At 70.6% G+C, this 22,091-nt stretch carries 17 protein-coding genes and 1 riboswitch; of the genes, 9 read left to right on the forward strand and 8 right to left on the reverse strand.

Annotated elements, in window-relative coordinates; translation table 11 throughout:
• The first annotated feature begins 279 nt into the window (after window positions 1-279).
• Complete coding sequence (locus G3T37_RS12815; RefSeq protein WP_241732456.1) at window positions 280-2,007, forward strand: ABC transporter ATP-binding protein; 1,728 nt, start codon at window positions 280-282, stop codon at window positions 2,005-2,007.
• On the forward strand, window positions 2,004-3,812 hold the full coding sequence (locus G3T37_RS12820; protein WP_163474289.1) for an ABC transporter ATP-binding protein: 1,809 nt from the start codon (window positions 2,004-2,006) through the stop codon (window positions 3,810-3,812). The genes G3T37_RS12815 and G3T37_RS12820 overlap by 4 nt, the downstream gene beginning before the upstream one ends.
• Window positions 3,813-3,890: 78 nt before the next feature.
• Here G3T37_RS12820 and G3T37_RS12825 read toward each other — a convergent pair whose 3' ends face one another.
• Window positions 3,891-4,214: an MGMT family protein gene (locus tag G3T37_RS12825; RefSeq protein WP_163474450.1), complete on the reverse strand. Its 324-nt coding sequence runs from the start codon at window positions 4,212-4,214 to the stop codon at window positions 3,891-3,893.
• A gap of 79 nt (window positions 4,215-4,293) precedes the next feature.
• Window positions 4,294-4,746, reverse strand: a complete 453-nt coding sequence (locus G3T37_RS12830) for a GNAT family N-acetyltransferase (RefSeq protein WP_163474290.1) — start codon at window positions 4,744-4,746, stop codon at window positions 4,294-4,296.
• Window positions 4,747-4,834: 88 nt separating this feature from the next.
• Here G3T37_RS12830 and fabG point away from each other — a divergent pair, with 88 nt between their 5' ends.
• From fabG to G3T37_RS12845, 3 genes are all read left to right on the forward strand, one after another.
• Window positions 4,835-5,587, forward strand: coding sequence for a 3-oxoacyl-ACP reductase FabG (gene fabG / locus G3T37_RS12835; protein ID WP_163474291.1), 753 nt, complete (start codon window positions 4,835-4,837; stop codon window positions 5,585-5,587).
• 115 nt (window positions 5,588-5,702) lie between these two features.
• Window positions 5,703-6,917: an NADP-dependent isocitrate dehydrogenase gene (locus G3T37_RS12840; protein ID WP_163474292.1), complete on the forward strand. Its 1,215-nt coding sequence runs from the start codon at window positions 5,703-5,705 to the stop codon at window positions 6,915-6,917.
• Between the two features lie 393 nt (window positions 6,918-7,310).
• A complete protein-coding gene (locus G3T37_RS12845) occupies window positions 7,311-10,577 on the forward strand; it encodes a S8 family serine peptidase (RefSeq protein ID WP_163474293.1) in 3,267 nt (1,088 codons plus the stop codon).
• A gap of 17 nt (window positions 10,578-10,594) precedes the next feature.
• On the opposite strand, the gene G3T37_RS12850 is transcribed toward G3T37_RS12845, so the two are convergent.
• From G3T37_RS12850 to purU, 5 genes are all read right to left on the reverse strand, one after another.
• Window positions 10,595-12,106, reverse strand: a complete 1,512-nt coding sequence (locus G3T37_RS12850) for an FAD-dependent oxidoreductase (RefSeq protein ID WP_163474294.1) — start codon at window positions 12,104-12,106, stop codon at window positions 10,595-10,597.
• A complete protein-coding gene (locus tag G3T37_RS12855) occupies window positions 12,103-12,972 on the reverse strand; it encodes an FAD:protein FMN transferase (RefSeq protein WP_163474295.1) in 870 nt (289 codons plus the stop codon). The genes G3T37_RS12850 and G3T37_RS12855 overlap by 4 nt, the downstream gene beginning before the upstream one ends.
• Window positions 12,959-13,411 (reverse strand): hypothetical protein, encoded by a 453-nt coding sequence (locus G3T37_RS12860; RefSeq protein WP_174247786.1) that lies wholly within the window; start codon window positions 13,409-13,411, stop codon window positions 12,959-12,961. Before G3T37_RS12860 ends, G3T37_RS12855 begins: the two co-directional genes overlap by 14 nt.
• 107 nt (window positions 13,412-13,518) lie before the next feature.
• Entirely contained in the window at window positions 13,519-14,676 is a 1,158-nt protein-coding gene (gene nagA, locus G3T37_RS12865) for an N-acetylglucosamine-6-phosphate deacetylase (protein ID WP_338401262.1), read from the reverse strand.
• Window positions 14,677-14,724: 48 nt separating this feature from the next.
• Entirely contained in the window at window positions 14,725-15,582 is an 858-nt protein-coding gene (gene purU, locus G3T37_RS12870; protein ID WP_163474296.1) for a formyltetrahydrofolate deformylase, read from the reverse strand.
• A 116-nt stretch (window positions 15,583-15,698) separates the two neighbouring features.
• Between purU and G3T37_RS15190 the strand changes: the two genes are divergently transcribed.
• The 4 genes from G3T37_RS15190 to G3T37_RS12890 all read left to right on the forward strand — a co-directional run bounded on the left by G3T37_RS15190 (window position 15,699) and on the right by G3T37_RS12890 (window position 19,889).
• Entirely contained in the window at window positions 15,699-16,907 is a 1,209-nt protein-coding gene (locus G3T37_RS15190; RefSeq protein ID WP_163474297.1) for an MFS transporter, read from the forward strand.
• 31 nt (window positions 16,908-16,938) lie between these two features.
• Window positions 16,939-17,022, forward strand: a riboswitch (ZMP/ZTP riboswitch).
• 16 nt (window positions 17,023-17,038) lie between these two features.
• On the forward strand, window positions 17,039-18,346 hold the full coding sequence (gene glyA, locus G3T37_RS12880; RefSeq protein WP_163474298.1) for a serine hydroxymethyltransferase: 1,308 nt from the start codon (window positions 17,039-17,041) through the stop codon (window positions 18,344-18,346).
• A 3-nt stretch (window positions 18,347-18,349) separates the two neighbouring features.
• Entirely contained in the window at window positions 18,350-19,225 is an 876-nt protein-coding gene (locus tag G3T37_RS12885) for a bifunctional methylenetetrahydrofolate dehydrogenase/methenyltetrahydrofolate cyclohydrolase (protein ID WP_163474299.1), read from the forward strand.
• 22 nt (window positions 19,226-19,247) lie between these two features.
• Window positions 19,248-19,889 (forward strand): pyridoxamine 5'-phosphate oxidase family protein, encoded by a 642-nt coding sequence (locus G3T37_RS12890; protein WP_241732427.1) that lies wholly within the window; start codon window positions 19,248-19,250, stop codon window positions 19,887-19,889.
• Here the strand turns inward: G3T37_RS12890 and G3T37_RS12900 are convergent.
• The gene (locus tag G3T37_RS12900) at window positions 19,886-22,045 is read right to left on the reverse strand and encodes a DUF2207 family protein (RefSeq protein WP_194241623.1); all 2,160 of its coding nucleotides are present in this window, start codon (window positions 22,043-22,045) and stop codon (window positions 19,886-19,888) included. The two genes, G3T37_RS12890 and G3T37_RS12900, sit on opposite strands and share 4 nt — an antisense overlap.
• Window positions 22,046-22,091 lie beyond the last annotated feature (46 nt).

Raw genomic sequence — 22,091 nt, forward strand, 5'->3', positions numbered from 1 at the left:
CGAGTCCTGCTGCCGCTTCCCCTCCCGATAACCACCAGTTCCGCGACCCTCGCGTCGCGCACCCCTCTCTCCGTCTAGGGAATCCCCATGTCTTCATCGACGACCCCCTCGGGTCGCCCCGCATCATCCGCCACCGACGATCTCCTCGCCGGCGCCCCCGTCTCCGGCGACCCCGCCGGCGAATTCCGCGCCCCCGAGGCGCCGCCGGCACCCCGCATCGCCGCGCGCCTCGGCACCTTCCAGGCGATCCTGCGTCTGTATCCCTACGCGAAGCCCGCCATGCCGCGGGTGTACCTGGGGATGGTCGCGGCGCTCCTCGCCGGAGTGGTGGCGCTGCTCATCCCGCAGGTGCTCAAGGGGCTCGTCGACGGCCCGCTCAGTTCGGGTGACTCGGGCCAGATCTGGCCCGCCGTCGCGATCGTGGTCGCTCTCGGCGTCGGAGAGGCGATCCTCATCGCGCTGCGCCGCTGGTTCGTGCTGCAGCCCGGCACGCACGTCGAGGCGAGCCTGCGCAATTCGCTCTACAACCGCCTGCAAGACCTCCCCGTGAGCTTCCACGACCGGTGGCCCTCGGGGCAGCTGCTCTCGCGCGCGGTGAGCGACCTCAACCTCATCCGCCGCTGGATCTCCTTCGGCCTCGTGCTGCTCATCGTCAACGTGCTCACGATCATCGTCGGCTTCTTCTTCCTCGTGAGCATCTCGTGGATTCTGGGCGTGGTCTTCGTCGTCTGCTCGATCCCGCTCTGGATCTACGGCTACCTCTTCGAGAACAAGTACTCGACGGTGGCACGCCGCAGCCAGGATCAGGCGGGCGACCTCGCGACCGCGGTCGAGGAGTCGGTGCACGGCATCCGCGTGCTCAAGGCCTTCGGTCGCGGCAAGTACTCGCTCGAGAACTTCTCCCGGCAGGCCGACGACCTGCGCGGCACGGAGATCGAGAAGGCGCGAGCCATCGCCGGAATCTGGCTCTGGCTCATCCTCGTTCCCGACGTGACCTTCGCGCTGTGCCTCCTCGCGGGCGTCTGGCTCGCCTCCTCCGGGCAGATCACCGCGGGCGAGCTCGTCGCCTTCTTCGCGACGGCGACCGTGCTGCGGTTCCCGGTCGAGTCGATCGGCTTCCTGCTCTCGATGACCTTCGACACGCGCACCGCGGCCGACCGCTTCTTCGAGGTCATGGACGCCCCCAATACGATCACCGACCCGGCGGTGCCGGTCCACATCGCGCATCCCGAGGGACGGCTGGAGTTTCACGACGTGCACTTCCGCTACCAGGACTCGGCCGCGCAGTACCCCGATCTGATCGACGGCGTGACCCTCGCGCTCGAGCCCGGCGAGACCATGGCGCTCGTCGGCCTCACCGGCTCGGGCAAGTCCACGATCACGGCCCTCACCACGCGCCTGTACGACGTGACCGGCGGCTCGATCACGCTCGACGGGGTCGACATCCGCGATCTCAGCCGGTTCGAACTGCGCCGACACATCGCGATGGCGTTCGAGGACGCGACCCTGTTCTCGGCCTCCGTGCGCGACAACGTGCTGCTGGGTCGTCCCGAGGCGAGCGAGGATGACCTTGCCGAAGCCCTCGACATCGCGCAGGCCTCCTTCGTCTACGAGCTGCCCGAGGGTCTCGACACGAAGGTGGGCGAAGAGGGCCTGAGCCTCTCCGGTGGCCAACGTCAGCGGCTCGCGCTCGCGCGCGCGGTCGCCGCGAAGCCCGAGGTGCTCGTGCTCGACGACCCGCTGTCGGCGCTGGACGTGGACACGGAGGCCCTCGTCGAGGCGGCTCTGCGGCGCATCCTCGCCTCGACCACCGCGCTCATCGTCGCGCACCGGCCGTCGACCGTCATGCTCGCCGACCGGGTCGCACTGCTCGAGGGCGGGCGCATCACCGCGGTGGGCACCCACTCGCAGTTGCTCGCGACGAGCGACCACTACCGCTTCGTCATCTCCAGCCTGGAAGACGACGACGCGAACGAGAACGACCCGAGAGAGGGGGCACTGCGATGAGCGTCGTCGGAGTGGAAGGCGAAGAGCGCCAGGACCTGAGCGCCGAGGAGAGCAAGCAGCTGCGGGAGCGGTCGACGCGACTGCTCGGCTCGCTGCTCGCGCCGCTGCGCGGAACCGTGGTCCTCACTGTCGCGATCGTGGTGGTGTCGACTCTTGCGCAGGTCGCGGGCCCCGCGCTCATCGCCTACGGGATCGACGTCGGCCTCCCCGCCCTCCTGAAGCAGCAGGACTGGATGCCGCTCTCGCTCACGGTGGTGGCCTACCTCGTGGCCGCGGTCATCGGCGCGGCGCTCATCGCGTGGTACACGGTGATGAGCGCGCGCATCAGCCAGGCCATCCTGTTCGATCTGCGCAAGCGCGTGTTCCTGCACACCCAGCGACTGAGCCTCGAGTTCCACGAGAGCTACACCTCGGGGCGCATCATCGCGCGGCAGACGAGCGACCTCGACTCGATCCGCGAACTGCTCGACTCGGGCATCAACCAGCTCATCCAGGGGCTGCTCTACATGGTGTTCATCGCGATCGCCATGTTCTCGCTCGACTGGGTGAGCGGGGTCGTGCTGTTCGTCTCGCTCGTGCCGCTGTACTTCTTGAGCCGGTGGTTCCAGACGCGCTCGCAGAAGCTCTTCCGGCTCTCGCGGGTGGCCTCGGCGCGCCTCATCGTGCACTTCGTGGAGACCATGACGGGAATCCGCGCGGTCAAGGCGTTCCGCAAGGAGAAGCGCAATGAGCGGGAGTTCGGCGAGCTCGTCGAGGACTACCGCGATGTCAATGGCAAGGTGATCCAGCTGTTCGGGATCTTCGACCCCGGGCTCGTGCTCATCGGCAATGTGACCCTCGCGGTCGTGCTGCTCATCGGCGGACTGCGGGTCGCCTCCGGCGGTATCGAGATCGGCGCCCTCCTCGCGGTGCTGCTGTACACGCGGCAGTTCTTCGCGCCGGCGGAGGAGATGGCGATGTTCTATAACTCCTACCAGTCGGCGGCCGCCGCGCTGGAGAAGATCTCGGGCGTGCTGGAGGAGCAGCCGAGCGTGCCGGACCCGACGCGACCGATCGATCTGTGGAAGGCGAAGGGGCGCATCACCTTCGACGCGGTGCGCTTCGAGTACACCGAGGATCGCGTGGTGCTGCCGACCTTCGATCTGGAGATCCCGGCGGGGCAGACGATCGCGCTCGTCGGCTCGACCGGCGCGGGCAAGTCGACGCTCGCGAAGCTCATCTCGCGGTTCTACGACCCGAGCAACGGCAGCGTGCTGCTCGACGGCATCGACCTTCGCCGGCTGCACCCGAAAGACCTGCGTCGCGCGATCGTCATGGTCACGCAGGAGGCGTACCTGTTCTCGGGCACCGTCGCCGACAACATCGCCCTCGGCAAGCCGGAGGCGAGCCGCGAGGAGATCGTGGCGGCGGCGAAGGCGGTCGGCGCGCACGAGTTCATCCAGAGCCTGCCGAACGGCTACGACACCGATGTGAATAAGCGCGGTGGGCGGGTGTCGGCGGGGCAGCGCCAGCTGCTCTCCTTCGCGCGCGCGTTCATCGCCGACCCGGTGGTGCTCATCCTCGACGAGGCGACCGCCTCGCTCGACATCCCGAGCGAGCGGCTCGTGCAGGAGGGGCTGCAGACCCTGCTCGCCGACCGCACCGCGATCATCATCGCCCACCGGCTCTCCACCGTGGCCATCGCCGATCGCGTGCTCGTGATGGAGCACGGTGTGCTCGTGGAGGACGGCACGCCCGCCGACCTCATCGCGGGCACGGGACGATTCGCGCAGCTGCACGCAGCCTGGCGCGACTCGCTCGTGTAGCGCGGCGGGCGTCGCTCGTGGCGCGGGCGACTCGTGGCGCCGGCGACACCTGCCGTGGGCGCGGCGCATCCCGGCTCCTCAGCTCGGGATGTGCCGCGCTCGCGCGATGTCGACGCGGTAGCTCTCCGCGTCGCGCACGGCTCCCCGCAGCGGCGTGCCCTCCGCGCGGTAGTGCTCGAGCGCCCGCGCGCCGTGGTCGACGGGCGGATGACCGCTCGCCCGCACCACGCGCCACCACGGCAGCTCGCCGCCGTAGTACGCCATCACCTGACCGACCGCGCGCGCGGCCCGCGAACCCAGCGCCGCCGCCACGTCGCCGTAGCTCATCACGCGACCCGGCGGGATGTCGCTGACGACCGCGACCACGCGGCTCACGAAGTCGTCATCGGGCGGGCGCCGCACGGGTTCGTCGTCGGGCGCGCGCTCGCCGGCGTCGCGCCGGTCCGGCCCGGGCACGCGCGTCACCTCAGAGCGCCTCACCTCAGAGCTCGAGGGCGCCGATGTTCTCGCCGTACTGCGTCTGGCCGATCACGGTGAACCCCGTGCGGAGGAAGAACTGCTCGGGACCGGACTCGCCCGGCTCCCAGATGACGGTGAGACGGGTGAACCCGCGGCGTCGCGCCTCGTCGGCGACCTCCTTCACCGCGAACTTGCCGACCCCCAGGCCCTGCACGTCGGCGGCCACGTTGATGCGCCAGATGCAGGCCCGAAACTCCTCCTGCTCGGCATCCGGATCGAAGTTGCCGCGCACGAAGCCGACCACCTCGTCGCCGTCGACGATCACCCGCGGCCAGGAGGTCAGCGGATTGATCCACGCGTCGGCGATCGAGTACGACACGGGCGTCACGAACTGTTCCTGACCGGGACGCAGCGTGAGGCTGTTCGCCGCCACGATGTTCTTGGCCGACAGGTCTTCCAGTCTGAGCTCGCCCATGCACACAGGCTAACGCGGGGGCACCGATCCGCATACCCCGCGGAGGCCGCCCAGGGCCGACAATGGTGAAAGCAGAGAGAGGAAACCCATGACGGGCAGGGTCGCCATCGTGACGGGGGCAGCGCGCGGCATCGGGGCGGCCATCGCGGGGAGGCTGGCGGCGGCCGGCCACTCCGTGGCCGTCATCGACCGGCGGGAAGCGGACACGGCCACGACCGTGGAGTCGCTGCACCGCTCGGGTGCGCGAGCGATCGGCATCGGGGCCGACGTCGCCGACGCGGGGGAGGTGGCCGCGGCCGTGCAGCGCGTCGAAGCGGAGTTGGGGGCGCCGGTGATCCTCGTCAACAACGCGGGGATCCTGCGCGACAACCTGATCTTCCGGATGACCGACGACGACTGGGACGCCGTGATGGCGGTGCACCTCCGCGGCACCTTCCTCATGTCGCGTGCGGTGCAGTCCCACCAGGTCGCCGCGCGGTGGGGGAGGATCGTCAACCTCTCGAGCACCTCGGCGCTCGGCAACCGCGGCCAGGCCAACTACGCGGCGGCGAAGGCGGGCATCCAGGGATTCACGAAGACGCTCGCCATCGAGCTGGGGCGGTACAACGTGACGGTGAACGCGATCGCGCCCGGCTTCATCGCGACCGACATGCTGCGCGAGACCGCGGCGCGCATCGGCATGGAGTTCGACGACTATATGGCGGCCGCGGCGCGGGAGATCCCGGTCGGACGCACGGGAACGCCCGACGACATCGCGGCCGCGGCGGCCTTTTTCGTGAGCGAGGAGGCCTCCTTCGTCTCCGGACAGGTGCTGTACGTGGCGGGCGGCCCGAAGGCGTGAGTGGAGCGGCCCGCACCGCGCCGGCCTCACGCATTTATCTCGATGTCAAGATACTTCGTGAAGACTAGTAAGATCGAAACGGCCCGGAACGCGGCCAGAGGAGAGGAACTGCCCAGTGGCAAAGATCAAGGTTGAAGGAACGGTCGTCGAGCTCGATGGCGATGAGATGACCCGCATCATCTGGCAGAAGATCAAGGACACCCTGATCCACCCCTACCTCGATGTCACCCTCGAGTACTACGACCTCGGCATCGAGCACCGCGACGCGACCGACGACCAGGTCACCATCGACGCGGCCCACGCCATCCAGAAGCACGGCGTCGGCGTGAAGTGCGCGACCATCACGCCCGACGAGGCCCGCGTCGAGGAGTTCGGCCTCAAGAAGATGTGGAAGAGCCCGAACGGCACGATCCGCAATATCCTCGGCGGCGTCATCTTCCGCGAGCCGATCATCATCTCCAACATCCCGCGACTGGTGCCGGGCTGGAACAAGCCGATCATCATCGGCCGCCACGCCTTCGGCGACCAGTACCGCGCGACCGACTTCGTCTTCAAGGGCGCGGGCAAGCTCACCGTGCAGTTCACCCCGGATGACGGCTCCGAGCCCATCAAATTCGACGTGTACGACGCGCCCGACGACGGCGTCGCGCAGGTGCAGTACAACCAGGACGCCTCGATCCGCGACTTCGCGCGCGCGAGCCTCAACTACGGCCTCTCGCGCAACTACCCGGTGTACCTCTCCACCAAGAACACGATCCTCAAGGCCTACGACGGCCGATTCAAGGACATCTTCCAGGAGATCTTCGAGACCGAGTTCAAGGAACAGTTCGACGCCGCGGGCCTCAGCTACGAGCACCGGCTCATCGACGACATGGTCGCCTCGGCCATGAAGTGGGAGGGCGGCTACGTCTGGGCCTGCAAGAACTACGACGGCGACGTGCAGAGCGACACCGTGGCCCAGGGCTTCGGCTCCCTCGGCCTCATGACGAGCGTGCTCTCCACCCCCGACGGCAAGGTCGTCGAGGCGGAGGCCGCGCACGGCACGGTCACCCGGCACTACCGCCAGCACCAGGCGGGCAAGCCCACGAGCACCAACCCGATCGCCTCGATCTACGCGTGGACCCGCGGTCTCGCGCACCGCGGCCTGCTCGACGGCAACGAGGCGCTCATCCAGTTCGCCAACACGCTCGAGGACGTCGTCATCACCTCCGTCGAGGCCGGGCACATGACTAAGGACCTCGCGCTCCTCGTCGGTCCCGACCAGAAGTGGGAGACCACCGAGGAGTTCCTCGACACGCTCGACAAGAACCTGGCCGCGCGCCTGGCCTGACCCGGTCGCCGGGGTGCGGCGGTCGGATGACCGGCTCGCCGCATCCCGCGCCCCGCATCCCGCGCGCCGCCCCCCGCGCCCCGCGCCCCGCCGGCGCCCCGGCGCCCCCGCACCCGGCGCCCCCGCACCCGGCGCCCGTCGCCCCACCGGCGGGGTCCCGCGCCCCACTTGTGCCCCAGCCAGCGACGAGCGCCGCCCCACCCTCGTTTGAGCGATAGCGCGAATCGTGCCCACTGGGTAGCCTGAACAGGCCGGACCCGATTGCATGAGACGTCTCTCATGTGGAGATGACCTGGGGGAATCGTGCGACAACCGTTACGAGCGCGCGTTCGCGCGCGCCGTGGCGCCGCCGGTGCGCCCCGCGCCGTGTTCGCCGCCCGCGCGCCTCGCGCGGTGTCGGCGGCCCTCGCCGTCAGCCTGGCGCTCACCGCCGTCTTCGCGGCCGGCTCCGCGAGCGCCGCACCCGCCAGCACGCCGACCGCCACGCCGGTCGCCACGCCGAGTCCGACGCCTACCAGCACGCCTGTCGTCGCACCCGCCGGCACTCCGACTGCCACTCGGACCGCCACTCCGACCGCCACGCCGACTGCCGCTCCGCCGCGACCCGCCCGTCCGGCATCCGCCGCGCTTGCCGCGCTCGCCGATGCGCCCAAGCACTACCGCGCGGGCACCTACATCGTGCGGCTCAAGGCCGATCCCACCTCCACCTACGCGGGCGGCACCGCGGGCTTCGTCGCCACGCGGCCCGCCGCGGGTCGTCAGCTCGACGCGCACTCCGCGGCGGCGACCCGGTACTCGCAGCACCTCGCGAGCGCGCAGACCGCGCTCACTCGCCGCTATGGCGTCTCACCGCTCTACCGCTACACGCTTGCCTACAACGGCTTCGCGGCGCACCTCACCGCTGACCAGGCGAGGGAACTCGCGGCCGACCCGGCCGTCGCCGCCGTCGTGCCCAACCGAATCCTGAAGGTGCAGTCGAGCGGCTCCGCCCCGCTCACCAGCCAGAGCTCGCTGAGCTACCTCGGCATCAGCACCTCGAGCGGGGTGTGGCACGCGCTGGGTGGCGTGGGGAAGGCCGGGCGCGGGATCGTGATCGGCGATCTCGACACCGGCATCGCACCCGAGAACCCGTCGTTCGCGGGCGAGCCGCTCGGCACGACGCCCTCGAGCGGCACGCCCTACCTCAGCGGCAACACGGTCGTGTTCACCAAGAGCGACGGCCGGGTGTTCCACAGCACCCGCATCGGCGCGGCCGACGGGTGGACGGACGCCGACTACAGCACCAAGATCGTGGGCGCCAAGTTCTACGTCGCCGGGTTCGGGGCGTCGAACGTCGGCTTTCTGAACGGCGGTTCGCAGGGTATCCGCGAGTACCTGTCACCGCGTGACGGCGCCGACCACGGTTCGCACACCGCGAGCACGGCGGCCGGCGACTACGGGGTCGACGCCACCGTCGGCGGGATCGACTACGGCGGCATCAGCGGAGTCGCCCCCGCCGCCAAGATCGCGATGTACAAGGTGTGCTGGGACGGCACGGCGGCCGACGAGAGCCTCGACGGATGCGCGACGGCCGATATCGTCGCGGGCATCAATCAGGCCGTCGCCGACGGTGTCGACGTGCTCAACTACTCGATCGGCGGTGCGCCCGCGACGAGCGTGTACTCGCCCACCGACGAGGCCTTCCTCAACGCTTCCGCGGCCGGCATCTTCGTCGCAGCTGCGGCGGGCAACTCGGGGCCCGACAATTCCACGCTCGACAATGCGGCACCCTGGGAGACCACGGTCGCCGCCAGCACGATGCCCGCGTTCGAAGCCACGCTCGTGCTGGGCAACGGCCGCCGCTACGCGGGGGCCAGCATCTCTGTCACCGCGAACCCGGCGACCCAATTGCGCAACCGGCCGATCGCGATCGCCCAGTGGCTGCGGGTCACCGGCGCGACCGCGCTCGACGCCTCACTCTGCAAGGCGGGCACGCTCGATCCGGCGCGGGCGGCGGGAAAGATCGTCGTCTGCGATCGCGGCGGCAACGCGCGCACCGCGAAATCCGCCGAGGTCAAGCGCGCGGGCGGGGCGGGGATGATCCTGCTCAACGACGCCGCCGACTCGGGTGACGTCGACCTCGACACCCACAGCGTGCCGACCATCCACATCGACTACCCGAGCCGCTCCGCCATCCGCGCCTACGCCTCGCAGCCGACCGCGACCGCCAGCTTCCGCCTCGGCAACCTGACGCCGCAGACGACCGCCGTGCCGCAGGTCGCCAGCTTCTCGAGCCGCGGGCCGGCACTCGCCAACGGCTCCGACGTGCTCAAGCCCAACATCACGGCGCCCGGGGTCTCCATCCTCGCCGCGTCCAACAACGCACCCGGCGGGGCGGGGCGCTGGGAGTTCCTCTCCGGTACCTCTATGGCGACCCCGCACATCGCGGGTCTCGCCGCCCTCTACCTCAGCGCCCACCCCCGGGCGACGCCCGCCGAGATCCAGTCCGCCCTCATGACGACCGCCCGCAATACCGTCACGGTCTCCGGGGCGCTCGTGCGCGACCCGTTCTCGCAGGGCGCGGGAGAGGTGAATCCGCGACAGTTTCTGAACCCCGGGCTGGTCTACCTGGCGGGCCCGACCGACTGGAAGCGCTACCTGCTCGGCGCTCGCGCGGTCTCGCGGTCGGCGGCGGGCTTCGCGGGGCTCAGTCCCGTTGATCCGAGCAACCTCAACTCCGCATCCATCGCCATCGGCGACTTCGCGGTGAAGCAGACCGTCACCCGTCGCGTCACCTCCACGGCACCCGGCGTCTACCACGTCGCGGCCTCGGTGCCGGGGCTCGGCGTGAAGGTGCGCCCCAAGTTGCTCAGCTTCACGCGCGCGGGGCAGACCAAGACCTTCACCGTCACCCTCGTGCGCAAGGGTGCCCGGCTCGACGAGTACCGCACCGGCTACCTCAGCTGGAAGAAGCTGCACAGCTCGCTCGTCGTCAAGATCCCGATCGCCGTGCACCGCACCATCCTGCAGGCGCCCGCCACCGTCACCTTGCACGCGGCCACGGGGCACGCGGATGTCCGGCTCATCGCCGGCGCTGTGAGGTCGACGATTCGCATCCAGGCGACCGGGCTCGCCGCGGAGCAGACGAAGGCCGCCACCGCCGTCAGCGGTGGGCATCAGCAGTTCGTGCACCACCTCGGCGCGGGCAACCAGTACCTGCGCTTCACCACGGAGCTGCCCAGGGCGCGCTCCGACACCAACCTCGATCTGCTCGTGTTCTACTACCCGCGCGGGGCGCTCGTTCCGCCGCCCACCGCCGACCTCAGCGCCTACGACCTGAACGACCTCGTCGGCATCTCCGCCGACACGACGAGCAACGAGGTCGCTGACGTGGTGACCACGCAGGAGCAGTACCGACGCGGCGGCTACTTCGTCGTCTACGTCGCCGACACCGCCGCGCCGAGCTCGCCCGTCGCCTACACCTCGGGCCTCTACGCGATCGGCGTCCACACCAACACGGGGCGGTACCACTCCAACCACACACGCCTGCACGCGAAGGGCGGAACACCGATCAGCTACCGACTGAGCTGGAGTGGGCTCGCCCCGCACCGCTCCTACCTTGCGTTCGTGTTCTACGGCAGCGCGCCCGTGTTCACGACCGTCCAGCTCACCATCCCGTGACCCGGAGCCCGGAACGATCAGTAGCCCGAGAAGTAGTCCGTCCTCACACGGCGCACACCGGCGCGACGAAGCGCCGGCCGCAACGCGTGCACGAGCGCGGGCGGTCCGGAGAGGAACGCGTGCCGCGATGCGGCGTCGGGCACCGCGCGGGTCAGGAGCTCCGCGGTGAGCCCGCCGCGTCCGAGGTACTCCCAGTGGGCGGGAAGCACGGCGGGCGGATGGGGCGCGACGAGCAGCACGCGGTGCCCGGCGGCGGCCAGCGCGTCACCGTAGGGAAGGTCATCCGCCGAGCTGTTGGCCCAGACGAGGACGAGGTCGCGCTTCTCACCGGTCGCGGCGAGCTCCCGGAGTTGACTCACGTAGGGGGTGATTCCGATGCCGGAGGCGACGAAGAGCAGCGGAGCGGCGGGGTCTGCGGGTAGAACGAAGTCCCCGCCCACCGAGGTCGCCGAGATCGTCGCGCCCGGCTCGAGCTGCATCAGAGCGCGTTTGAAACTGCTCGTGCGCTCGTAGACGCGCAGGCCGATGCTCACGATTCCCGTGTCGGTCGGTGCTGACGCGATGCTGAAGGTGCGGCGCACGCCGCGCACGTCGGCGCCGCGATGGGGGAGATTGAGCTCCAGATACTGGCCGGCCTCGAATCGCAGCGGGCGGATCGGCCGGAACGAGAACTCCCAGGCCTCGCCGCCCAGCGGTTTGCGGCCGAGAAGCACGAGGCGGATTCCGCGGCGCTGACCCACCGCGAAGGAGAGGGCGTTGCCCACGAGGAGCGCGAGCGCGTAGCTCCACACGAACACCCCCACGTGGAACTGCGCCGCGAACAGCACGCCCACGACCGCCGCGACCGCGAGCTGCTGCCAGCGCTTCGGCGGCAAGGTGAGGGGTTCGCTCAGCATGAAGCCCGCGAAGAAGACGATGGGGAAGGAGCCGAGCGCCGTCGTGAGTGCGGGGAGGGCGGTCATCCCGGTCTGCACCAGGATCACGACGGTGCCCACGGTGGCGACCAGGACGAACACGCCGCCGAGGGCGAGGTGCCGGGTGCGGTGCAGGATGACCAGCCCACCGATCACCACGAGCGGCAGCAGCCACGGCGTCGCCACCCACCACGTGGGCGTCGCGCTGGGCAGAACGAGCGCCACGACCGCGGCGCCGGTCGCGGCGGGATTGAAGACGTGCCGGCCGCGCACGGCCAGCAGGTACTTGCTGGCGCTCGCGACGATGGAGGCCAGCGCGACTCCGCCCAGCGTGACCGGGTCGAGAGCCGGGTAGAAGAGCAGGGCGAGGATCAGCGCGGTGATGAGCGACGACTCGGAGTGCGGGCGCACGCGCACGATGGCCGCGAACAGCCGGTTGCTCAGGTAGGTCACGACGAGCGCCGTCGCGGTCACGGCGAGGATCGCGAGCGGCGGCACCGCGATCTGCCCGGTGAGGGCGACGAGCACCGCCTCGATGAGGATGCCGGCGAGGCACAGCAGGATGAGCCGGTACATGGTGACCCGGCCGGTGAGCTCGTCCAGCCAGCGCGTCATAGGAACAGCTCCCCGTTGAATCGTTCGGATCGGCCGACACGGCCGTCGGGCATCATTCTCGCGTACTCGAACTCGGGCACCACCTCCGAGAGGCGGGCCTCGCTCGCGAAGAACAGTGCTGTGGCGAGGGCGTCGGCCTCCAGTGCGCTGTCGGCCCGAACCCAGGTCGCGGCGACGGTGCGCGTGGGCTCACCGGAGGTGGCATCGAGGATGTGGTGCAGCCCGTCGCTCCACGCGCGTCGGCCGGGTGCCGAGGCGCACAGGGCCCCGTTCGACAGTTCGTAGACGCCGATCGCCATGGTCGGGTCCCAGGGATGCTCGAGCCCCACCCGCACCGTGTCGGGGCCGCGATGCAGCAGGTCGCCACTCGCGTCGATGAGGTAGTCGTCGACGCCGCACTCGCGCAGGAGATCCGCCACCAGATCGATCAGGTACCCCTTGCCCGCGGCGCCGATGTCGAGCACGACCGGCGTGAGGGTGGTGAGGTGGCTGCCATCCCAGGAGATCGCCTCCTCCCAGCTGGGGATGCGCGTTGCCGCCCCCGCGCGGGCCCGCAGCGTGTAGTCGCGGTCGTAGCCGAGCTCTTCGAGGCGCTGCCCGACGAGCGGGTTCATCGCGCCGTCGGTCGCGTCGTAGAGCAGCCGGTAGAGGTCGAGGAGGGGTCCGGCGTCATCCGGCAGCCGCCAGCGGCCGGGTTCGCGGGTGATGCGGCTGACGAGCGAGTCGGCGCGGAACCGCGAGTAGTCGCGATCAAAACGCGCGATGCGCTCGTGGATGGCGGCGACCGTGGTCGCCGGCAGGGGTTCCGCGGTCTCGATCGCCCACGGGACCCCGATCGCCTCGAAGCGCAGCTCAGGCCTTGGCATCGGCCTTGATGGCCTCCACCGCCGCGTTGAAGCCCTGGCTGGTGAGGGAGGAGCCCGCGACGCGCGAGACGTTCAGAGCGTCGAGCTTCTTGCCCACGACGACGCCCTGGATTCCGCTGATGAAGCGCGCCTCGTAGGCGGTCGCGGTGGGGTCGGCGGTGACGGTCTTCACGGTGACCGCCGTCACGACGTTGCTCTTCAGCGTGAGCTGCACGCTGATCGTCTCCTGGCCGCCCGGAGAGGCGTAGCTGCCGTTCTTCGTGTACGTGCCGTCTTTGTAGCTGCCGCCCGAACTCGTGGTGCCGCCCGTGGACTGGTCGGCCTGGGCGCTCGACGCGCAGCCCGCGAGCGAGCCGAGAAGCGTGGCGCCGGCCAGTACGGCGAACGCGGGGCGGAGGGCGGCGGTGCGGGCGGCGGAGCTGCGGGCGGTGGGGGTCATGGGTGTCCTCAGGGTCGTCGTGCCGTGTGCGTGTCTGGGTCGTGTGGTGCCTGTGACCCTGTTCAACGGGGCCCCGACCAGTCTGGTTCAGATTTCTTGGAATCGGCTCACGTCGCCGCGCGCGGGATGGGGCGGCCGTCGGCCCAGACCGCCTGCACCGTGAGGGCGTGGTCGAGGATGACCGCGTCGGCCGCGAAGCCCGCGGCGAGCATCCCGTAGCGGTGCTCGAGCCCGAGTACCCCCGCCGGCACGGTGGTGAGCGCCGCGATCGCGTCTGCGGGCGAGACGCCGGCCTCGCGGATGGCGACCCGCAGCGCGGCGTCCTGGGTGAGCGTCGACCCGGCGAGCGTGGTGGTGCCGCGCAGCATCGCGACCCCATCGCGCACCGCGACGGTCACGCTGCCGAGGGAGTAGTCGCCGTCGACGGAGCCGGCGGCCGCCGTCGCGTCGGTGACGAGCGCGATGCGTCCGGGCGCGGAGTCGAAGGCGAGCGCGGCGACCGAGGGATGCACGTGCCGACCGTCGAGGATCAGCTCGAGCACGACGCGCGGGTCGTCGAACGCGGCGACCACCGGCCCCGGTGCACGGTGGTGGATGCCCGGCATCGCGTTGAACGCGTGCGTCAGCAGTCGCGCGCCCTCGTCGAACGCTGCCTGCGCCTGCTCCAGGGTGGCCTCGGTGTGCCCGACGGCGACCGTGACGCCGTTCTCGACGAGGATCCGCGTCGCCTCCAGCGCGTTCGGCAACTCGGGCGCGAGCGTCAGCTGGCGGAGCGTGCCGCGGGCGGCGTCGAGCAGGCGGTCGATCTCGGCGGGCTGCGGCTCGCGCAGGAACTCCGCGTTGTGGGCGCCGCGACGCTCCCGCGCCAGGTACGGCCCCTCCAGGTGCGAGCCGAGGATCAGCGGGTCGGCACCCGCCAGAGTGGCGACCACCGCGAGCTGCGCCTCGAGCTCGGCCAGCGGATTCGCCACGAAACTGATGAGCGATCGGGTCGTGCCGTGCCGCCGGTGCGCGGCGGTCGCGGCGAGGATCTCCTCGGCGCCGTCCTCGTAGGAGTGGCCACCACCGCCGTGGCCGTGCAGGTCGATGAAGCCGGGCGTGAGCCAGCGGCCGCCTACGTCGATGGCGAGCTCTGCCGCCCCGGGGGCGAGGGGCGGGCGGCCGTGACCGGTGGCCAGGATCGTGCCGCCGTCGACGGTCATCCAGAAGTCGTCGACCTGACCGGCCGCGTCGAGCTTCTGCGCTCCGTGAAAGAGGATCGTCACGCCGCCAGCCTAATCACGCCGCCGTCGCGGGGCGGATGATCGGCTCGGCTATTTGAAGATGATGGTTCGCGCGCTGTCGAGCAGCACGCGGTGCTCGGCGAACCACTTGACCGCCTGGGTGAGGGTGCGGGATTCCTCGTCCTGCCCGATCGCCACGAGCTCGCCGGGGGAGCGCGAGTGGTCGACCCGCACGACGTTCTGCTCGATGATGGGGCCCTCGTCGAGGTCGCTCGTCACGAAGTGCGCGGTCGCGCCGATGAGCTTCACCCCGCGGGCGTGCGCCTGCTTGTAGGGGTTCGCACCCTTGAAGCCGGGCAGGAAGGAGTGGTGGATGTTGATGACCCGGCCGCTCAGCGCCTCGCACAGCTCCGGCGAGAGGATCTGCATGTAGCGCGCGAGCACGACCAGCTCGATGTCGTGCTGCTCGACCACCTCGAGTACCCGGTCTTCGAAGGCGAGCTTCTGCCCGGGGGTCGTGACCGCGTGCTGTTCGAAGGGCACACCGTAGAACTCCGCGAGGCCGCGCAGCTCGGGGTGGTTGCTCATCACGAGGGGCAGGTCCACGCTGAGCTGCCCGGCGCGCTGGCGGTAGAGGAGGTCGTTGAGGCAGTGCCCCGCCTTGGAGACCAGCACGAGGGTGCGCAGGGGGCGGCCGACGACGTCGAGTTCCCAGGTCATCCCGTAACGGTCCGTGACCGGAGCGAGGGCCGCTTCGAAGCCCGCGCGGTCGATCCCCGACTCCACCTGAAGCCGCATGAAGAAGGTGCCCGTGTCGTTGCTCGAGAACTGCTGCGACTCGGTGATGTTGCCCGCGGCCTCGACGACGGCGCCGCTGATCGCGTGCACGATGCCGGGCTGGTCGCGGCACACGAGGGTGAGGATCCAGTGGGTGGTGGCGGCGTTCACTCGACCAGCGTACCGGCGCGGGGATTGGGGGCGGTGCGGTTAGAATCGAATCGGTTCGATAATCATCGGACCCCGCGGGCAGCGCCACGCCCACACTCGTTCCGAAATCCCCTCGCATGACCGCTGCCGCCGGCGCAAAGCCGTTCCCGTGGGTGGGCCTTCTCGCCCTCACCTTCGCCATCTTCGTCTCCGTGACCACGGAGTTCCTGCCGACCGGACTGCTGCCCGACATGGCGCGCGACTTCCATGTGTCCATCTCGCAGGTGGGCCTGCTCGTCACCATCTTCGCGCTCACCGTCGTGGTCGCGACGACCCCGCTCGCGATCCTCACCCGCAACTACTCGCGCAAATTGCTCGTCATCGTGGTGCTGCTCGTGATCGCGTTCGGCGCCGTCCTCGCAGCGATCGCGCCCACCTACGAGATCCTCGTCGGTGCCCGCATCATCGGCGGTCTGGCACACGGGCTGTTCTGGGCCGTCGTCGGCGCCTACTCCGGCCACCTCGTGCCGAAGCACCAGCTGGGCAAGGCGGTCGCGATCACCGCGGGCGGCGGCACCGCGGCCTTCGTGCTCGGCGTGCCGCTGGGCACCGCCGTCGGGCATGCCTTCGGCTGGCGGGTCGCCTTCGTCATCATGGCGGGGCTCATCCTCGTGCTCTGCCTCTTCGTGGTGAAGTACCTGCCGGCGGTCAACCACCGCGTGCCGCTCGCGACGGGGGAGATCCCGCTCCCCCTGCGCAAGGACCGGAGCGTCACCCCGGTCGTGCTGTTCTGCGTCGCGATCGTGGTGCTGATCATCGCCCAGAACATCTTCTACACCTATATCGCCCCGTACCTCATCGACGTCGCCCACTTCGACGCCAACTCCGTCCCGGCGATGCTGCTCATCTTCGGCGGCGCGGGTGCCGTCGGCCTCGTGCTCGCGGGCTTCGTCGCCGACCGCTACCCGCGGGCCGGCATCGTCGTCTCCTTCGCGATCGTCGCTCTCGCGGTGGCCGCGCTCGCCTTTCTGCACACCTCCGCGATCGCGGTCGTCGTCGCCTCGATCGTCTGGGGCATCGCCTTCGGGGGCGGCCCGGCCATGTTCCAGACGCGCATCCTCCACGCGGCGTCGCCCCGGTTCCGCGACACCGCCGTCGCGCTTCAGACGACGGCGTTCAACATCGCGATCGGCGGGGGAGCCCTCATCGGCGGCACCCTCATCGACCACGTCGGCATCGAGGTGCTGCCATGGGTGGAGGTCGCGGTGGTGATCGTGGGCGTGCTGTACATCATCGTGAGCGACGGCGCGTTGCGGCGGCGGGCGACCCGGATGCGGCTCGCCTGACCCGGAGCGCCGGTCATCCAACGCTGATATGCTGAGGCGTCGCAACTGGCGTTGAGATGGGCAACCATCGGGGAGCGACTGACACGGTTGGTGGCCGTACGCCTGGGCCACGACGAACCCTCGATTCGGCCATGTCTAAAAGGAGCACGCCAGTGTCTGATTCCTTCAACTCCCCACTCTCCGAGGTCGACCCGGAGATCGCGGCGGTCCTCGCCGATGAGCTGGGTCGCCAGCGCCACACGCTCGAGATGATCGCGAGCGAGAACTTCGTGCCGCGTGCGGTGCTCGAGGCGCAGGGTTCCGTGCTCACCAACAAGTACGCCGAGGGCTACCCGGGGCGCCGCTACTACGGCGGCTGCGAATTCGTCGACGTGGCGGAGAGCCTCGCGATCGCCCGCGCGAAGAGCCTCTTCGGGGCGGCCTACGCGAACGTGCAGCCGCACTCCGGTGCCTCGGCCAACGCCGCCGTGCTGTCGGCGATCGCGACACCCGGCGACCGCATCCTCGGCCTCGAGCTGGCCCATGGCGGACACCTCACGCACGGCATGCGCCTCAACTTCTCGGGCAAGCTCTACGAGGCCCACGCCTACGGCGTCGACCCCGACACGATGCTGGTCGACATGGACGTCGTGCGCCAGAAGGCGCTCGAGGTGCGGCCGCAGGTGCTCATCGCGGGCTGGTCGGCCTACCCGCGTCAGCTCGACTTCGCGGCGTTCCGCTCCATCGCCGACGAGGTCGGCGCCACGCTCTGGGTCGACATGGCCCACTTCGCCGGACTCGTCGCGGCGGGCCTGCACCCCTCGCCCGTGCCGCACGCGCACGTCACCTCGTCGACCGTGCACAAGACCATCGGCGGTCCGCGCTCGGGCTTCATCCTCACCAACGACCTCGAGCTCCAGAAGAAGCTCAACTCCAACGTGTTCCCCGGTCAGCAGGGTGGGCCGCTCATGCACGTCATCGCGGCGAAGGCCACCGCGTTCAAGCTCGCCGCCGAGCCCGAGTTCAAGGACCGCCAGGAGCGCACCATCCGTGGGGCACGCATCCTCGCCGAGAGACTGACCGCGCCCGACGCGAAGGCCGCGGGAATCGACGTGCTCACCGGCGGCACCGATGTGCACCTCGTGCTCGTCGATCTGCGCACCGCCGCGATCCACGGCCAGGAGGCGGAGGACATCCTGCACTCGGTCGGCATCACGGTGAACCGCAACGCCGTGCCGTTCGACACCCGCCCGCCGATGACGCCCTCCGGTGTGCGGATCGGCACCCCGGCGCTCGCGACCCGCGGCTTCGGCGACGAGGAGTTCACCGAGGTGGCCGACATCATCGCCACCGCCCTGAAGCCGACCCCCGATGTGGATGCCCTGCGCGCCCGTGTCGTGAAGCTCACCGACGGTTACCCGCTCTACCCGGGCCTCGTCTCGCCCGGCACCTGGAGCTAGCCCGTGACCGCCGTTCGCCTGGACGGGGTGGCCACGGCCACCGCCATCAAGAACGAATTGACGGAGCGGATCGCGGCGCTGAAGTCCCGCGGGATCACGCCCGGACTCGGAACCCTCCTGGTCGGCGATGATCCCGGTTCGCTCTCCTACGTCGCGGGCAAGCATCGCGACTGCGCGGAGGTGGGCATCGAGTCGATCCGCGTCGACCTGCCCGCCACCGCATCCGAGCAGGACGTGCGGGACGCGATCGCCGCGCTCAACGCCGACCCGCGCGTCACCGGCTACATCGTGCAACTGCCGTTGCCTGCGGGCATCGACGAGAACGCGATGCTCGAGCTGATCGACCCGGCGAAGGACGCCGACGGCCTCCACCCGACCAACCTCGGGCGCCTCGTGCTCGGCGTCGAGGGGGAGCTCTCCTCGCCGCTGCCGTGCACCCCGGCCGGCATCGTCGAGCTGCTTCGCCGGTACGACGTGCCGACGAGCGGAAAGCACGTCACCGTCATCGGTCGCGGGCTCACCGTCGGCCGCCCGCTCGGCCTCCTCCTCACCCGCAAGGGCATCGACGCCACCGTCACCCTCACCCACTCCCGCACGGTCGACCTGGCCGCCGAGGTGCGCCGTGCCGACATCGTCGTGGCCGCCGTCGGCGTGCCGCACCTCGTCAAGGCCGACTGGCTGAAGCCAGGCGCGGCGGTTCTCGACGTGGGTGTCACCCGCGTCGGGATGACCGAGAGCGGCAAGGCGAAGCTGGCCGGCGACGTCGACCCGGCGGTCGCCGAGGTCGCGGGTCACCTCTCGCCCAACCCCGGTGGCGTCGGCCCCATGACCCGTGCGCTCTTGCTCAAGAACGTGGTTGATGCGGCCGAGCGGTTGTGAGGCCGCGCGGTAGCGTTCTTGCATGAGCGCGACCGCCCGCACCAGCCCCACCCGCATGCCCGAGAAGATGCGGGATGACCGCGCCGGCGTCACCCGCCTCATCGCCGACGCCCGCGTGGGCCACGTCGCCTTCGTGCACGAGGGTGCGCCCCGCGTGATGCCGATCGCGATCGTGGCGGACGGCGACGACGTGCTGCTCCACGGCTCCACCGGGTCGCCCTGGTTGCGCCTCCTGGCAACGGGAGTGCCGGTGTCGGTCGCGGTGACGGCCGTCGATGCCCTCGTGGTCGCCCGCTCCGCGTTCGAGTCGTCGATGCACTACCGCAGCGCGGTGCTGTTCGGCCGCTGCGCGCCCGTCGACCCCGTCGAGAAGGCAGCGGCCCTCGACCGCATCACCGAGGCGCTCATCCCGGGCCGCGTCTCGGAGCTTCGACCGCATCGCAGCAAGGAACTCGCGGCGACACTGCTCCTCCGGCTCGGCGTGGAGGAGTGGTCGTATCGGGTATCCGACGGGTGGCCCGAGGATGACGACGCAGACGTCGCCGGACCGGCGTGGGCCGGTGTGCTGCCGATGCGGAAGGGGTTCGCGGAGGCGATTCCGACGTTCGACCTGCGCGAGGGCATCCCCGTGCCCGCGTCGGTGCGCGGGCTGCTCGCGCCCTAGCGCCCGCCCCCACCACCTCCGCCGCCCCCGCCGCCGGCGAAGCCGCCGCCCGATGAGCCGCCGAAGGAGCTTCCCCCGCCGCTCGACGACCAGGACGACGTGCTGGCGGGCGGCGTCATGCTCGCGCTGACGGCGGCGGGGAGGCTCGCGAGGGCCTGGGTGAACAGCATCGAGTTGAAGGTGCCGCTCGTGGCGAACCACTCGGGTGCCGCATCCTGCTGGTATCGCACGGCGAGTTCGCCCGCCCACTCCCGCTCGACGCCCCACAGTACGGCGAAGGGCAGCAGCTTCTCGTAGAGCTTCACGACCGCGGCGTTGTCGCCCACATCCACCCGCTCGGCCCCCTCGGGGCTCTGCAGCACCCGGAAGCGGTCGGCCTCCGCGAGCCGCAGGTAATCGCGCATGCCGAGCAGGTAGTCGCGCTGCTTGGCCCCGGCCTCGGTCAGCACCGGGCGCCGGTAGGCGGTCGCGAGCACGAGAACGGCGGCGACGAAGGTGGCCACGAGCGCGAACAGGCTCCACTGACTCATGGCGTGCACCACGGCGGCCCCGGTGATGGTGGCCACGAGCTCGATGAGGAACAGCACGAAGAGGCCGATCGAGACGAGCACGCCCACCCGCATGTGCGCCCGGCGCCGGAACCCGTGGGTGACCGCCGCCTCGGTCACGAGGGAGCGCAGCTGGGCGAACTGACCCGCCATCTCGCTGTTCGCCTCCAGCTCGCGCACCGTGCCGGGCGTGAGTGACACGCCGAAGAGGATCTCCAGCGCGACCTTCTCGGTGGCGTCGACGTCGCTCGCGTGCACGAGCTGCACCGAGTAGTCCGCGCCGCGCTCCCCCGCCGCGTGGTCGAGAATGCGGAGGTTGCCGCGCACCGCGAGGCTCACGATGAGCGCCGAGACGCCGCTCGAACTCCGACCGACCAGATCGGCCGCCTCCAGCAGGTCGAGCCCCGCCGGCACGGTGTACTGCGGAACGATGATGCCGCGTCCGCGCGCGTTGCGCGGGCCGGTGAGCACGCGCAGCAGGAGACCTGCGACGCCGCCACCGAGACCCAGCGCGAGGAACACGCCGCCGAGGATGTCCGACCACAGCGGCGTCGTCAGGGTCGTCACGCCCGGCTCCGGTGCCGGGGCGCCCCCGTCGCCGCCCGCGTTCGGGTCGGGCTGCGACTGGATGAACGTCCCCGGCGCGAACCCGACCGCCACTGTCAGCGTCTTCTGCGGCTCCAACGGACCATACGCAGCGGTGATGACGGTCGGCGTGCCCGCGCGAGTGGGGGTCGGCGCGGGAATCATCGTCCCGGCACCCGTCCCGGCACCCGCTCCGGGTGACGCCCCCGCTCCGGGTGACGCCCCCGCGCTGGGTGACGCCCCCGCCCCGGCCGCCGCGCCGGCTCCCGCTCCCGCACCTGCTCCCGCGCCGGCACCCGCATCGGGCGCGCTCGTGATCGAGCAGCGATCGGTCGCCCCCTCGGCGCCGTGGTAGCACGCGTTCTGCCCGGTGAGCGCGCCCGCGATCGCCGCCGCGACGTGCACGCGCGCGGTGACCCGCGCGAACGGCTGATCCCAGCCGGTTCCGTTGACGTCCCAGTAGAACTCGTCGTCGCCCGTGTCGGCGAACGGCCCCGCGACGTCCGTCTGCGTGTAGACGATCGTGTACGTGACGCTGCCGTGCACGTAGTCCTCGGTGCCGGTCGAGACCGTCGTGAATTGGCCGTCGTCGTCGATCGAGTACGGCTCCTTCGCGCCGAGCGAGTCCGCAACGGAGACGATGTGCGTCTGCAGCCGGATCCCTCGGTAGTAGTCGGGGATCGCGCGCTCGATGCCCTTGTTCTGGTCGGACTCCGGGAAGACCGCGGTGAGCGTCTCCACCGTCTTCAGGCTCGCGTGGCCCTCGGCATCGAGGCTCAGGTAGTAGTCGGCGGTGAAGGCCGAGAAGCGGAAGTCGCTCGTGTCTGCCCGAACGCCGGCGGCGGCGCCGCGCGTGCCTGCGAGAGCGGGGGCGTTTACGGCCACGGGGCCGCGGGTGCCGGCGGGGGCGTTGGCGGTGGCGGCCGTGGCCGGGCCGATCGCGAGTGCGGCCGCGGCGAGGGCGGCCGTCGCGGCACTCAGCAGGATGCGCGCCGCGCGCACCCCGAAACGTCGAGGGATCATCACGACGCGAGTGTAGCGGGCGGGGTGCGAGAGCGGGCGGGTCACC

Source organism: Galbitalea soli (assembly GCF_010686725.1).
GTDB lineage: Bacteria > Actinomycetota > Actinomycetes > Actinomycetales > Microbacteriaceae > Galbitalea > Galbitalea soli.

Coding starts and splice junctions, on each gene's coding strand:
- G3T37_RS15190 (WP_163474297.1), top strand. CDS start 15,699: ATGACCGCTGCCGCCGGCGCAAAGCCGTTCCCGTGGGTGGGCCTTCTC.
- glyA (WP_163474298.1), top strand. CDS start 17,039: ATGTCTAAAAGGAGCACGCCAGTGTCTGATTCCTTCAACTCCCCACTC.
- G3T37_RS12890 (WP_241732427.1), top strand. CDS start 19,248: ATGAGCGCGACCGCCCGCACCAGCCCCACCCGCATGCCCGAGAAGATG.
- G3T37_RS12850 (WP_163474294.1), bottom strand. CDS start 12,106: ATGACGCGCTGGCTGGACGAGCTCACCGGCCGGGTCACCATGTACCGG.
- G3T37_RS12860 (WP_174247786.1), bottom strand. CDS start 13,411: ATGACCCCCACCGCCCGCAGCTCCGCCGCCCGCACCGCCGCCCTCCGC.
- G3T37_RS12900 (WP_194241623.1), bottom strand. CDS start 22,045: ATGATCCCTCGACGTTTCGGGGTGCGCGCGGCGCGCATCCTGCTGAGT.
- G3T37_RS12820 (WP_163474289.1), top strand. CDS start 2,004: ATGAGCGTCGTCGGAGTGGAAGGCGAAGAGCGCCAGGACCTGAGCGCC.
- fabG (WP_163474291.1), top strand. CDS start 4,835: ATGACGGGCAGGGTCGCCATCGTGACGGGGGCAGCGCGCGGCATCGGG.
- G3T37_RS12815 (WP_241732456.1), top strand. CDS start 280: ATGCCGCGGGTGTACCTGGGGATGGTCGCGGCGCTCCTCGCCGGAGTG.
- G3T37_RS12830 (WP_163474290.1), bottom strand. CDS start 4,746: ATGGGCGAGCTCAGACTGGAAGACCTGTCGGCCAAGAACATCGTGGCG.
- G3T37_RS12855 (WP_163474295.1), bottom strand. CDS start 12,972: ATGCCAAGGCCTGAGCTGCGCTTCGAGGCGATCGGGGTCCCGTGGGCG.